The organism is Streptomyces sp. DI166 (assembly GCF_900091315.1).
GTDB lineage: Bacteria > Actinomycetota > Actinomycetes > Streptomycetales > Streptomycetaceae > Streptomyces > Streptomyces fuscus.
The window spans coordinates 1-12,749 of the sequence record NZ_FLSP01000062.1; the positions used below are offsets into that span (position 1 = coordinate 1).

The 12,749-nt window shown below is 70.6% G+C and carries 15 protein-coding genes; 13 read left to right on the forward strand and 2 right to left on the reverse strand.

The genetic code is table 11. The features are described from left to right. The first annotated feature begins 567 nt into the window (after window positions 1-567). The 9 genes from GA0115233_RS26350 (at window position 568) to GA0115233_RS26395 (ending at window position 8,915) form a co-directional block, all read left to right on the forward strand. Window positions 568-1,491 carry a helix-turn-helix domain-containing protein gene (locus tag GA0115233_RS26350; RefSeq protein ID WP_093722793.1) on the forward strand — a complete coding sequence of 308 codons (924 nt, stop codon included), beginning with the start codon at window positions 568-570 and terminating at the stop codon, window positions 1,489-1,491. A 5-nt stretch (window positions 1,492-1,496) separates the two neighbouring features. After that, window positions 1,497-2,186, forward strand: a complete 690-nt coding sequence (locus tag GA0115233_RS26355) for a zinc finger domain-containing protein (protein ID WP_093722794.1) — start codon at window positions 1,497-1,499, stop codon at window positions 2,184-2,186. A gap of 147 nt (window positions 2,187-2,333) precedes the next feature. Next, window positions 2,334-2,960 (forward strand): WhiB family transcriptional regulator, encoded by a 627-nt coding sequence (locus GA0115233_RS26360; RefSeq protein WP_093722795.1) that lies wholly within the window; start codon window positions 2,334-2,336, stop codon window positions 2,958-2,960. Further along, complete coding sequence (locus tag GA0115233_RS26365; protein WP_093722796.1) at window positions 2,957-4,705, forward strand: hypothetical protein; 1,749 nt, start codon at window positions 2,957-2,959, stop codon at window positions 4,703-4,705. Before GA0115233_RS26360 ends, GA0115233_RS26365 begins: the two co-directional genes overlap by 4 nt. Next, window positions 4,702-4,893: a hypothetical protein gene (locus GA0115233_RS26370; RefSeq protein ID WP_093722797.1), complete on the forward strand. Its 192-nt coding sequence runs from the start codon at window positions 4,702-4,704 to the stop codon at window positions 4,891-4,893. The genes GA0115233_RS26365 and GA0115233_RS26370 overlap by 4 nt, the downstream gene beginning before the upstream one ends. A 456-nt stretch (window positions 4,894-5,349) precedes the next feature. After that, window positions 5,350-5,889, forward strand: coding sequence for a plasmid mobilization protein (mobC, locus tag GA0115233_RS26380; protein WP_255310358.1), 540 nt, complete (start codon window positions 5,350-5,352; stop codon window positions 5,887-5,889). Beyond that, a complete protein-coding gene (locus GA0115233_RS26385; RefSeq protein ID WP_093722798.1) occupies window positions 5,886-7,610 on the forward strand; it encodes a relaxase/mobilization nuclease domain-containing protein in 1,725 nt (574 codons plus the stop codon). Before mobC ends, GA0115233_RS26385 begins: the two co-directional genes overlap by 4 nt. An 82-nt stretch (window positions 7,611-7,692) precedes the next feature. Beyond that, window positions 7,693-8,133 (forward strand): hypothetical protein, encoded by a 441-nt coding sequence (locus tag GA0115233_RS26390; RefSeq protein WP_093722799.1) that lies wholly within the window; start codon window positions 7,693-7,695, stop codon window positions 8,131-8,133. A 95-nt stretch (window positions 8,134-8,228) separates the two neighbouring features. Then, window positions 8,229-8,915: a hypothetical protein gene (locus tag GA0115233_RS26395; protein WP_093722800.1), complete on the forward strand. Its 687-nt coding sequence runs from the start codon at window positions 8,229-8,231 to the stop codon at window positions 8,913-8,915. A 195-nt stretch (window positions 8,916-9,110) separates the two neighbouring features. Here GA0115233_RS26395 and GA0115233_RS26400 read toward each other — a convergent pair whose 3' ends face one another. Next, window positions 9,111-9,659: an SMI1/KNR4 family protein gene (locus GA0115233_RS26400; protein ID WP_093722801.1), complete on the reverse strand. Its 549-nt coding sequence runs from the start codon at window positions 9,657-9,659 to the stop codon at window positions 9,111-9,113. Between the two features lie 205 nt (window positions 9,660-9,864). After that, complete coding sequence (locus GA0115233_RS26405; protein WP_255310359.1) at window positions 9,865-10,188, reverse strand: peptide deformylase; 324 nt, start codon at window positions 10,186-10,188, stop codon at window positions 9,865-9,867. A 42-nt stretch (window positions 10,189-10,230) separates the two neighbouring features. Here GA0115233_RS26405 and GA0115233_RS26410 point away from each other — a divergent pair, with 42 nt between their 5' ends. The 4 genes from GA0115233_RS26410 to GA0115233_RS41890 are packed head-to-tail and all read left to right on the forward strand — an operon-like array spanning window position 10,231 to window position 12,597. Beyond that, entirely contained in the window at window positions 10,231-10,869 is a 639-nt protein-coding gene (locus GA0115233_RS26410) for a hypothetical protein (RefSeq protein ID WP_255310360.1), read from the forward strand. Then, window positions 10,866-11,573 (forward strand): hypothetical protein, encoded by a 708-nt coding sequence (locus GA0115233_RS26415; protein ID WP_093722802.1) that lies wholly within the window; start codon window positions 10,866-10,868, stop codon window positions 11,571-11,573. Before GA0115233_RS26410 ends, GA0115233_RS26415 begins: the two co-directional genes overlap by 4 nt. Beyond that, complete coding sequence (locus tag GA0115233_RS41885; protein WP_255310361.1) at window positions 11,570-12,139, forward strand: hypothetical protein; 570 nt, start codon at window positions 11,570-11,572, stop codon at window positions 12,137-12,139. The genes GA0115233_RS26415 and GA0115233_RS41885 overlap by 4 nt, the downstream gene beginning before the upstream one ends. Then, window positions 12,097-12,597 carry a hypothetical protein gene (locus GA0115233_RS41890; protein ID WP_255310362.1) on the forward strand — a complete coding sequence of 167 codons (501 nt, stop codon included), beginning with the start codon at window positions 12,097-12,099 and terminating at the stop codon, window positions 12,595-12,597. Before GA0115233_RS41885 ends, GA0115233_RS41890 begins: the two co-directional genes overlap by 43 nt. The last annotated feature ends 152 nt before the right edge of the window (window positions 12,598-12,749 follow it).

The window sequence follows — 12,749 nt, forward strand, 5'->3', positions numbered from 1 at the left end:
GTAAGGCTTGGCTTAAATCGCTGTGACCAGCCGGTTCAACAGAGGGTGGTCGCGTGAGACACGAGGGGGCACCGTGAAGATCATCTCCGATTTCGTCGGTGCGATTAGGGTGCTGTCCGCGTCCCGGCCCGCCGCCTCCACGCGCAGGTGCAGCTGCCAACGCCCTCCCCAACGACTTGTAGAGAGTCCTTTAGCAAGGTCTGGATCTTGCCGCAGGTCCTGCATATGTTCGTCGTCCCCCGCCGGGCACCCCGCTTGGCAGCAGACGGCATAAGGAGGCCAATGCAGAACGCGCGATCCAGTCGGTGGCATAGCCCCCGAAAACAGCGACGGCGCCCTAGGAGCCACTAACTCCCGGACGCCGAACGCCAGATGGCACTCCGGGCCCCGGCAAGGGCACGGAGATTACCCACCTCACCGCACCGGACCTTTCGTACGGGCACCCCGGAGCGGTTTTCACTACGGAGGAGAGTCTTACATGCCGCCTGCCCTGCGCGAAAGGCCGGTCTCCCCGGCCGGCGCGGCAGCCACCCACCCGACCACCCGCCAGAAGACGGCGGTGTCCCAATGAGTGGGCAGGCGAGGAAGTGGGTGTGGGAGAGCAGCACCAGCCGAGGCACGGCCCGCCTGGTCCTGCTGTCGATCGCCGACCGGATTCCCGACGCCCAGTGCGTTGCCTACGCATCGGTGACCGAGCTGATGGAGCGGACGAACGCCAGCCGCAACGCTGTGCGCACCTCGCTGGCCCTGCTCGCGGACGCCGGCGAATTGGAGATCCTCAAGGGCTACGAGGGCCCGCAGCACAGCACGGTCTACCGCATGCCGCGCCCCGCTGCCTGGCTCGCGAAGGTCGCGGCGGCGCAGAAGGCTGACCCCGAGCTACGCGTCGAGGACATCGAGCCCCTCACGGACGCCGACCCCGCCCCCGCGCTGAAGGACCTGGACGAGGAGGGGCTGCGAAAACACCGCATCTGGCGCACGGCAGGGTCAGAAATGGGGCCCCGTCGTCAGATTCTGGCCGGGTCAAAATCTGCGCCCCCTCGTCAGAATCTGACCCCTCCCCGGGTCGGAAACCGACCCCCCTCCGGGTCCGAATCTGACCCCCAGAACTGTAGTGAACCGAAGGTGAACCGTAGGTACAGCAGCAGTAGGGCTGCCGAGGTCACCTCCGCCACCGACTGGCAGGTCGACGACGCCAGCCTGTCCTGGGCTCAGCAGCAGGGACACCTCGATCGCCTCGGCGAGCAGGGCCTGCAGGCTGCAGACGCGAAGTGGCGCCACTACCGCTCTACCGGCACCCCTCGTCCCGCCGCCGCCTGGGCTGCCGACTGGAAGTCCTGGATCGCCCGCGAGCACACCCCCGCATCTCAGCGCCCGAACCTTTACGCGCTGCCCGGCGGCAGCCCCGCCCCGCAGGCCAGCATGACCAAGGCCGACCGGCACATGGCCGCCCTGCTGGCCGCCGTCGACGAACCGACTGGAACGGAGTAACTATCATGAACCGACGCGAAGTTGCTGCCGTGCTCACCTACGTCGGCCGCCTGGACCCGCGCACCATCCGCACCGACGCGGGCGAGGCCCGCGACCAGCTCGCCATGTGGCACGAGCTGCTCGGCGATGTGCCCATGACCACCGGGCAGGGCTGGGATGTGCGCGAGACCGTCCGCAAGCGCATCATCGCCTCGCCGTACCCGATCCTGCCCGCCGACGTGGCTCGTGAGTGGCATGCGCACCGCCGCGAGCGTCTGGCCCGGCACACCGACCCGACCCCGAGCGCCGACCCGGACAACCCGGAAGCCTGGCGGGCGGAACTGCTGGCGGCGCGCGACGCCGTGGCTGCCGGACATGCCGCGCCCTCGGCGCTCCGCGAGCTCACCGCGGGGCGTCACCGGCCGGGGCTGAAGGACCAGCTGGCCGCCGTCGGCTCGTACATCCCGGCGACCGTCCGCGCCGAGCTGGCCCCCTACCGCCCGGCCCGCGCCGCCCGCGAGGCTGCCATCGCCGCTGGTGGCCCCGACGTCCTCGCCGTGCCGTGCGAGTGGTGTCACGCCGACAAGGGCGAGCCCTGCCGCCGCCGGCGCATCAGCCTCGAGGGCGCCGCCAGGGGCAACGCACCGCGCGCCACCGCCCACCCCTGCCGCATCGACCGCGCCCAAGCGGCACAGGCCCAGGCGCCCGCCGCCTGACGGCAGCCCGCTTCTCCAGAGAAACGATCCGCCTTGCGTACGGCCCGCCGCCGTACCCCGAGCCCGCCTCGCAACGCCCCCGCCGCACCCCAGCCACCACAGGTGCCGAGCGACCCGTGCCGACCGAGGCGACTTCCGGAGACTGTCTTGCGCCACATCACCACCAACGACACCCCGACACCGACCCTCCGGGGCATCGCCGACCACAGCTGGCAGGCCCGCGGCCTGTGCCACAACATGCCGCCCGAGGACATCGACGAGCTGTTCTTCCACGCCGCTCGCGACCGCGCGGCCATCGACGAGGCCAAGTCGATCTGCGGCCGGTGCCCGGTGAAGAAGGCGTGCTTCGACTACGCCCTCGACAACGAGATCCGCCACGGCATGTGGGGCGGGCTCACCGAGGACGAGCGCCGCCCCTGGCACGCCAAGGTCAACAAGCGCCTGGACTACGCCCGGGTGAAGGCCGCCTTCGAAGGACGCGACGTCCACCTCAGCGACGCCGAACGCGAGGCCGTCACCCGCCACGCCTACGTCCGCGGCTGGAGCCCCGAGCGCCTCGCGCACACGCTGCGCCTCAACCTCGACTGGGCGCGCGACCTGATGCGTAACGCCGCCCACGCCGTCGCCGACCGCGACCGCTACTGGGACCAGACCGATGAGACCGACCCGACCGACGACGACACCACCACCGAGGACGACGGCTCCTCGCCGGTGCAGGTGCCCCGCCAGGTGCAGACCGACTCCCTGATCGCCGCCCTCCGAAAGGCAGCATGACCAACCCCATCGCCATGTCCCTGCCGTCCGGCATCGAGCCCGTCTACATGGTCGCGGTCGGCGGACTGCTCGCCCTCGCGCTGGCTGGCTGGTCGATCCGGCGCAACCGGAACCGGGCGGACGGCAAGCGGGTCGGCACCCCCGCAGTCTGGGTCTCGGCCCTCGCCGCCCTCAACTGCACCATCTACTCCGGCGACACCAGCTGGCGGTTCGCCGCCGACTACCTCGACATGGCCGGCACCGTCGAGCGGGCCATGATGTTCAGCGCGGGTGAGGCAGCGCTGTTCGCGACCGCGCTGATGGCCCGGCAGAACCTGAAGACAACTGGAGCGCCCGGTCTGCCCGGCGCCCTGGTGTGGGTGATCACCGGGGTGCAGGTCATCCCGGCGTACGCCGAGTCCGGCTCGATAGGCGGCACCGTGCGGGCCTTCGTCGGCCCGGTCATGGCGGCCGTGCTCTGGCACCTGGCCATGGGCATCGAGCTGCGGCTGCACAAGCCAGACGCTACCTCGCACGGGCTCCTGGCCACGCTCGGACGCGAAGCACGAGAGCGCCTCCTCTCCCGCCTGGGCATCGCCACCCGCAACCGCGATGCCGCGCAGATCACCAAGGACCGCGCGACGCGACGGGCCGTGGCTCTGGCCGCCCGGCTATCCGCGATGTCGCCGTCAGATCGTGAGAAGGACACCAGAATCACACGTCGGCTCCAGTCGGCGCTTACCCGAGCCGGGGTCGGCACCGATCCTCAGCAGCGTCAGGCTCTCCTTGAGCAGCTGGCGGCCCGCAGGTACGCGGTAGCCCTGGCCACCGTCGATCTGCCTTCGCCATGGGTGCAGGACGCCGATCGCGAGGAGCGGTCCCCTCTCGTCCCGTCCCCAGTACCCCCGCCTGTGGGAGAAGAGCAGGCCGGTCGGCGGCGGAGCACGGTCCCCAACGATGGTGCCCAAGTCCACAGGGACGGGGACCGTACGGAAGCGGGGACGGGGACGGAGACCGAGGGGGACCGTCCCCACACCGTCCCCGATCCCGACGGGGACGGTGAACACCCCGAAACCGAAACCGAGACGGGGACGGGGACGGGGACGGGGACGGGAGGGTACCGCCCCCACGCCGTCCCCAACACCGACGCGGACCGTGTCCATGAGCGCGGCTCGAGCTTGCTGAGCGAGGGCACGGCGGCGACGATCGGGGACCGTGACGCCGTGCTCGCCAGGGGCGAAGAGGCTGACGCCGACGGGGACGGTAGCGCCGTGGAGGCCCACGAGAGTGGCGCTCAGGGCGGTACGGGACCGTTCCCAGCAGCCGTCCCCAGCGGCGACGAGGGCCGGGGGCACCCGGATACAGAAGCGGGGACGGAAGGCGAAGGGGACCGTCCCCACACCGTCCCCGAAGCGGGGACCGAAACCGACGAGGACCGTCCCCACACCGTCCCCAAAACGGGGACCGAAACCCAGGAGAGCCGTCCCCACACCGTCCCCGGGCGTCGGACGACAAAGGCGCAGCGGAATCGGCCAGGTAGTGGGAAGCCAAAGCGCCCTCAGCAGAAGAAGCTGAGCACCGCGCAGCTAGTCAAGATCGTGCGTCCGCACGTCGCCGCCAAGTTGGAACGGGACGGAAACGCCTCCATTAATCGGCCTCAGCTGCGCGAGATCTATCGCGACCTGGGACTTCCGGGCGGCCGGAACGAGAGCCTGACACCCGTTCTGGAACGGCTGCGCGCCCACGAAAAGAGAACGACCCGATGAAGACCTGCCACAGGTTCGCCAGCATCAAGGCTGAGTTCGAACGGGACGTCAGCTTCCTGCACGGCCACGCCGAGCGCCACCGAGGATCCGCGTCGGCGAAGACCAGCGCAAAGAACGCCGTCTCGGTTAAGCGGAACATGGCGCGGGCCCTCAGCACGCACCTCGACCGCTGCCGCGAGTGCGGCTGACACCTGCAAACCAGCAGGTCACGCGCCTGACTCCGCATTCCGCACGGTGGCCCGGCCTCGGTCGGGCCACCGCTCCTGCCAGAGGGATCGCTATTTCCGCCTACCACCCGCCTACGCACGTCCCGTCGATCGCCGAGGCCGGCGCCTGGGCGGACGTGCTCGTCCGCCACCAGTTGCTGCATGCCGCCGTACCGGCCCCTACCGGCCAGTGGCTCGTCCAGCGCCACCCCGACACCCTGTCCAGGTCCTCGCAGACGCGACCGCCATGGTCGACCTGACCGCCGAGATCCAGCACCACATCCGCATGACGAGGAACGACGCCCGATGACGAACCCGATAGCAAACCTCGCCCCCGAGCCCGGTGAGCCGGAGGCCAACTCGACCTCAGCGGGAGCAAGTTGGTGCGAGAGTCAGACTCCCGTTGGGAGTCTGACTCTCGCGTCCTCCGCCCCGGGGGTGGCGGAGGCGGCCCAGCGCCAGGGGGCACTGGACCGTGGGGATGCGACCGAGGGCGGCTCGCATCCCAACGAGGAGACGACTCACCCGTGTCACAACCCGCACTGCGCCCAGCACGCGAGTTTGCCGCCGAGCCAGCCGCCCGCACGCAATCGCAAACCGAAGACCAAATCCAGCAAGCGCAAGCATCGGATCACCAGCCGCTTCAACGACATTGAGAAGCAGTCCGTGCTCGACGCAGCGGCGGCGTGTGCCATGACGCCGTCCGGCTTTCTCGCCCATGCCGCGCTGAGCGCCGCCCGTGATCTCACCCGTACGGAAGCCGAGGTCGCCGGCGAGCGCGAAATGAAGCGCCAGCTGTTCGCCCTGGGCCCCGCGCTGAGCCGGATCGGCAACAACCTCAACCAGGTTGCGGCTGCCCTGAACAGAGACGAGCTGGCGCCGCAGGCCCGATCAGTCCTCGACGGCGTCGACCAGGTTCGCCTGGAGGTGCACGCGTTCATCCAGCACTACCTGGACAGCGAGCATCCAGCGGCATGATTCCCTCGGTCAACGACATGGGCGACAAGACCCTCGGCCTACTCATGTACCTGTACGGCCCCGGCGACGCCGAGGAGCACATCGATCCCCACCTCGTCGCCGCATGGGACAGCCTCGCCCCCGACCCCGGCCGCGACCCCGACGCAACAGAAGCCGACCTGCAATTCCTGCTCGACCAGCCCGTCACGGCCCTACCCGAAGACGAAAGGCCAGCCTTGCACGTATGGCACCTGTCCGTACGGGCCGCCCCCGAAGACCCTATCCTCACCGACGAGCAATGGGGGGACATCGCCCGCCGCATGGTCTCCGCCACCGGCATCGCCCCCGATGGCGACGACGCCGCCTGCCGCTGGGCGGCCGTCCGCCATGCCGATGACCACATCCACATCATCGCAACCGTCGTCCGCCACGACGGCCGCCAAGCCCGCATCCACCGCGATGGCGCCCGCGCCCAGGCGGAAGCCAGGCAGATCGAAATCGACTACGGCCTACGGAGGGTGAATGTCGGCGACGGTACCGCGGCCAAGCGCCCAAGCAGCGCCGAACGTCATAAGGCGAACCGCCAGGGCAAGGAGCGCACGCCGCGCGAAGAGCTGCGCGAGACGGTGCGCCGCGCCGCCGCTGGCGTCGCCAATGAGAAGGAGTTCTTCGACCGTCTGACCGCTGCCGGCCTTCTGGTCCATCAGCGCGTCGCGCCCTCCGGTGACCTGCTCGGCTACAAGGTTGCCCTGTCCGACGACCGCAACGAGGACCAGGAGCCGATCTACTATTCGGGCTCCACCCTCGCGCCCGACCTCTCCCTGCCACGCATCCGCGAACGATGGGCGGGCAACGCTGCTGAACCCGACCAGGACACCACCACGGACCGCTCCTCCGGGTCGGATCGCGTCAGGCCCTCGGACGCGCGCCGCCAAGCGACGGCGGCGTCTTGGCAGGCCGTACTCATCATCGACCAGGGTGAGGACGGGCAGGTTTCTGCCCTGATCGCCGCAGGCGGCGAGGTCCTCGACGCGCTCGCCAAGACCTCGGCCGCGCACACCCGGCGTGAATTGCGAGACGCGGCCTTCGTGTTCGAGCGGGCCACCCGCTCCCACGTCCGGGCCGAGCGCGAGCACGCCCGCGGTCTGCGGAACGCTGCCCGCAAGCTCGTCCAGGGCGGGCCGGCACTCGGGCGCGTGGAGGACGGTGCCACCACCGCCATGCTGATCGACATGGTGTTCTTCCTGGTCACTGCCGCCGCCCACTGGCACGCGATGAAGGGGCACGCCCAGCAGGCCGCTGCCGCCCGCCAGGCCGCCGAACACCTGCGCGACGCATACCAGGCAGCGGCGCCCATGTACCTGGGCGTCATGCGCGACCGTGGCCGGCGCATGTCCCTGCCCCTGCGGCGCAAGCAGACGGGCTACTTGCGCCAAGCAGTGCCGGAATTGGCCGAGCAGGTCCTCGCCGAGCCGGGCTGGTACGCGCTGGCCTCCACCCTCGCCGACGTCGAGCGTGCCGGGCACGACCCGGCCGCGCTCCTGGCCGAGGCCGCCGCGCGACGGGAGCTGGGGACCGCCGAGTCGATCAGCGACGTCCTCGTGTGGAGGCTGCGACGCATGGCCGACCTGCCTGCCGACGCGTCCACCCTGCCCGAGCACAACACCACCGCGCCCACCACAACCCGCCCTGCCGCGAAGCGTCCGGCGAGGCGCAAAGAGCGCCCCACCAACTACCGCTGAATTCAACATTCTTAGAGTTGCAGCAGGTCAGGGACTTGCGGCACTCTCCTCGGGCAGGCGATACGACAGAGATGGAGACGGCATGTTCCGACGCAACCGTGCGGACCGAGAGTTCCGTGAAGCCCAACGTGCCGGCCAGGCGCTGCTGGCCATGCACGCCGAGTGGCCCGAGGCTCCCGCCCCGGTTGCTGCGCCGACCTCGGCCGCATCGACCAACTCCAGGGTGGTGCCCGACTTCCTGCCTCCGGAGTTCCGGGCACCGTGCCGCCAGGACGTGTCGGGCTTCATGATGCGCTGGGACCTGCCGCTCGTCATCGACGGCGAAATCCACGCCTGCCGCTGCGGTGCGTACCGGAACTGGATCGTCTTCAACATGCGCGACGACTCAGTGTGGCTGCGCTGCGAGGCCGGCCACGAGACGCTGGAGACCCGGCTGGACACCGCCTGGTACAACCGCAACTCCGGTCCGGTCGACCACTTCCACCCCACTCTCGAAGACGGCCTGCGCCACCTCGGCCACTGAAGTCGCGAGACCCCTTCCCCCACTCCTGCGTTCGTCGGCACCCGGAGGGCCGACCCGGTCAGACCATCCGTCTCGCATCACCAAGGGGTTTCCGTATGCGCCGCTCCACCACAACCGGTCTCGGCCTCAGTGCCCTCTGCACCGTCCTGGCCCTCACCGGTTGCGCCGGCCATGACGAGTCCGCTGACTCCCCCGCCTCCGCACACCGGGGCGCCAGCACGCCCGCGGCATCCGCGCTGCTGTCGTCGGCTCAGCTGAACCAGCGGCTGCTGAACGAGAGCGACCTGGGCGCCGACTACACCCGCAAGCTCGAGGCCCCGCGCCACAACGACGACGTGACCGTCATCGGCTGCCCGGCGCTGGAGAAGCTCGGCGGCGACACAGCCACTGGCTCCGGTCTCACCTTCGCCCGCAAGGCGAAGGCGTCCTTCACCTACACCGGCAGCAGCACTTCCGAGGTGAGCGAGGAGCTGTACAGCGACACCGCCTCGAAACTGTCCACCGGCATCGGCAAGGTCTTCGACGCGATGCTCTCCTGCCCCTCGTACCAGGTGGCCTCCGGGAGCACGGTCGTCGACATGGCCACCCAGAAGTCGGCCGCGCCGGACCTCGGCGACGAGCAGTGGAGCCAGCTCCTCACCTTCTCCGCCGGCGGACAGCGCAGTGTCGTTAAGCAAACAGCGATCCGCATCGGCAACATCCTGGTCATCGTGTCTGGCTCGCCGGGCCTCGTGGACGCTCACTTGGACGACGCGCTCGCCAAGGTACGCACCGCCCGCTGATTCGCTTCTCCACCAGCCCCGGTGTCCCCGCCTCGAAGCAGGACAGCGGCCTTGGGGAACAATGGAACAGGCGTTGGCTGTCTGTGACAGCCAACCTTAATCGGCGCCATCCAAGTTTGAGTGGTCTGGGTCACTTGCTCGCGATCCCCCCTGCGCCAGAAGGCAGCAGGTTGGTCCGGCTGGCATGACGAGCGGCTATAGACTCGCCAGCCAATCGGTGTACCAGGATCGGAAGCCGGGGCTCACCGGCACGAAGCCGCCCCAGTCCGTATCGATCTGCCAAATCTCTCCTGTATGTGGGCCGTTCAGGATGAGTCGGGTGTAGATGCCACAGCCCTGTTCGGCCAGCATGAGCGTGCCCCGGGTCAGATCGGCGGGTGCCCCGATCGGGCCGGGCAGGGGTTCCGTGAGTGGGAACGGCTCGGCGAGGCTGCCCGGCAGCCGGTCTTCCTCCCACTCGTCGACCGCAGCCCACTCCTCGTCGGCCTCCGGGCATGGGACGGTCAACGGCATCATGCGGTGCCCGGGCCCGGCCGGGCCGTTGCCCACCTCCGCAACGAAAGACCGGTACTCCACCGGTAGCGCGATTCCGTGGGATTCCTCGAACGCCCGGATCTCCGTCTCCAGCAGCCGCGGCGCCAGCGCGTACCGATGCGTGCGCGCCCCGAAACGCTCCCGCGCAGGGTCTCGTGCGGCCATCTCCCGTATCCGTGCGCGGACGCCGTCCTCGTCCCAGTTCGCCATCCAGCGACAGTAGCAATGACCTCCGCGCCCGGACCCTATCTCGCGCCATGCGACGGTCGGCTGCGGGTTTGCGCAGCAGGGCCGCTGTGGCGGCGGTGGATGTCCAGCGGCTGCTGTACGCCGCGAGCGGATCGTCGGCGTCGCCGTGCGGGACTGCGCGGGACGGGCTGGCTCGGAGGGCCGGGTCGGGAGTGCTTGCCCATGGTCAGGAGTCGTAGGACCAAGCCCGGCCAGTCTGCCGGTATTCGTCAACGCTGATCGGCTCGACTCCGGGCCGTATCCGGGCCAGATACAGCAGCCCTTCGAGGTGGTCGATCTCGTGATGGACGAGGCGGGCCAGCCCGCGCTCGTAGACGGTGGTGACCGTAGTACCGTCCAGAGCGGTGGTCTCCACCGTGATCGTCAGCGGCCGGGGGACCAGGCCGCGCACGTCGAAGAAGGACAGGCACCCCTCGTACTGCTCGTCCGCATCCTCGTGCTCCTGGCGTTTGCCGCGGGCCTGGCCGCCTGCGACCGCGTTCTGGTCCACTCCTCCACCGCCGCGTCCTGGACCACGGCGGCGGCCGGCCGTATGGGCGTCGATCTCGCCAACAAGCTGCACGTTGTTCCCGCCCCGCGTGACGAGCGCCTGGTCCGCAACCCCGCCGACATCGAACCCCCTGACGGGGACGGCGCGGTGGGGGTGTACAACCACCGCCTCTACGCGCACTACGGCACCGCCCAGTTCACCGCCCTGGCCCGCCGCCTGGTCGCCGAGACGCCCGTGCGGCTGACGGTGATGGACCTGTTCGGCAACCGCAGCCCCGAGCGCGTCCGGCTCGATGCCAGCCCGGAACACCACCGCGACCAGCTCGCCGCCCTGCCCCGCGTCACCATCGCCTCCGATCGCGGCGACCGCGTCCGCTACCGCAACCTGCTGGCCGGCGCGCACTTCGGTATCGCGCCATTCCGCGCCGGCTGCCCGTGGTCGATGTCCGTAATCGACTGCCAGGGGATGGGCCTGCCGGTCATCGCCCCGCGGAGTGGGTGGCTGGCCAAGCACATCGACCCGGAGCTCCTCTTCGACACCGCCGAGCAGGCCCTGTCCATCGCCGCCCGGCTCGCCACGGACGCCGAGTTCTACCGGGTGCACGCCAAGCGTGCGCACGCCTCCGTCGCCGACCTCGCCCCCACCACCGTGGCCGCCCGCTACCTGGAGGCCCTGCAATGACCGGACTGTTCGACGCGGTGATGCTGTCCTACGACGAGCCGCTCGCGGACCGGCTCCACGCCCGCCTCCAGCGTGTCCTGGGCCTCCGGGTGAAGCGGCTGCACGGGGTACAGGGGATGCGCCGGGCCTACCGGCTGGCCGCCGAGATCGTGGACGCCGAGCAGTTCCTGCTCGCCGACGCCGACTTCGTCATCGCCACCGAGTTCGCCCTGCCCGCCGTCGAGCCCCTGGACGAGGGAATATCGATGCGGGTGTGGCGGGCCCGCAACCCGCTCAACGGTCTCGTCTACGGCTACGGCGGACTGAAGCTGATCCGCCGCTCGGCGCTGCGCCAGCTCGGCGAGGCCGTCGACGTGCTAGCCGCGCTGCCCGGCCGCACCGAGTTCGTGGCGGACATCGCCGGCACCACCCGGATCAACCAGTCCCCGTATCACGCCTGGAAGGCAGGTTTCCGCGAGTGCGCGATGCTCGCGCGCGGCAGCGAGTACGGCATGGACGATGCCGAGGCCGCCGAACGGATCGCCGCCTGGACGGCCGGAGGTGAGGGCGAGTTCGCCCAGTTCGCCGTCTCCGGGGCCCGCGAAGGCGTCGCCTTCGCCCGTGAAGCGGCCCGCGTCCCGGCCCGGTTCGACAAGCTCAACGACCCCGCATGGCTGTACGCCCGGTTCACCGCTGGGCACGGCGAACAGGCCATCGCCGGATGATCGCCCCGGCCCTGGTGCTTGTCGAGCCGGGCGCCCACCGCCTCGGCGGGCACCGTCACCGCACCCTGACCGCGCTCGCGACCGCGCACGGCAACACGCTGGTGGTCGCCCCGTACGGCGTCGCCGCCGAGACCCGGGCCGCCCTGGTTACGGCCGGTGCCCGGGTCACCGGCCCTGCCGGGGCGGTGAACGCCGTGCTGACGGCGGCCGGGACCGCCGCCGTGGCGGTGGCCGCGGCCGGGCGGCGGGCGTTCGCCTTCGGCCGTTGGCCTACCGTCGTCCGTCGCCTCCCGCACCAGGTCATGCTGGTCGCCCGCTGCCTGACCGAGGCCGCCTGTATCCGCACCGGCCACCACTTCGCCGGACCCGCGGCCACGGTGGTGGTGCTCAGCGCCAGCGAGGCCCTGCACGGCGCCACTGGGCTGATCGGTGGGCCGCACACCCGGTTCGTCCACGAGGTCGTCACCACCGAGGACGCCGTGCTGCGGCTGGTCGGCCGCCTGACCCGCCGCAGCGAGCGGCGGTGCGGGTGCTCACCCCCACCGCCGCCGTGCACGACGAGCTGACCACCGCCTTTCCCTGCCTGCCGGTCGAGGTACGGCCCTTCGCTGTAGCTGACGAAGGCGACCGGCTCGCCGACGCCGAACGCTCACGGGCCCGGGAGGAGTTCGGCATCCCGGCCGCCGAGGCGGCCGTGTGCCTGGTCGGCGGCTGGTGGCCGTACAAGGACACGAACGTCATCGGCGCCGCCCTGGCCCGGTTGGATGCCCCCGTGCACCTGCTGGTCGCTGGCAGCCCGCTCGACCACATGGTGCTTCACCAGTGGGGCGCCCTGCCCCACGTGCGGCTGCACACCGCGCCAGGGCCGGCCAGCGAGGACCAGATCCGCACCGTCTACGCCGCCTGCGACGCCACCCTCGTCGCCCGTCGGCCCGGGGTCGGCAAGGAATCCGGGCTCGTCATCGACGCCGTCCGCCTGGGCGTCCCGCTGATCGTCTCCGACCACGACCCGCAGTTGACCTAGGCCCTCGCCGGACGGGACTGGGCCCGCGTCTTCCCGCCTGGCGACGGCACCGCGCTGGCCGACCTCCTGCGCAAGCTGGTCTGGTCCCCGCTGCCCCGGCCCGCCGCGGACACGGCCGCCGCGCTGAACGTGCCCACGGCCGCCGAGCAGAC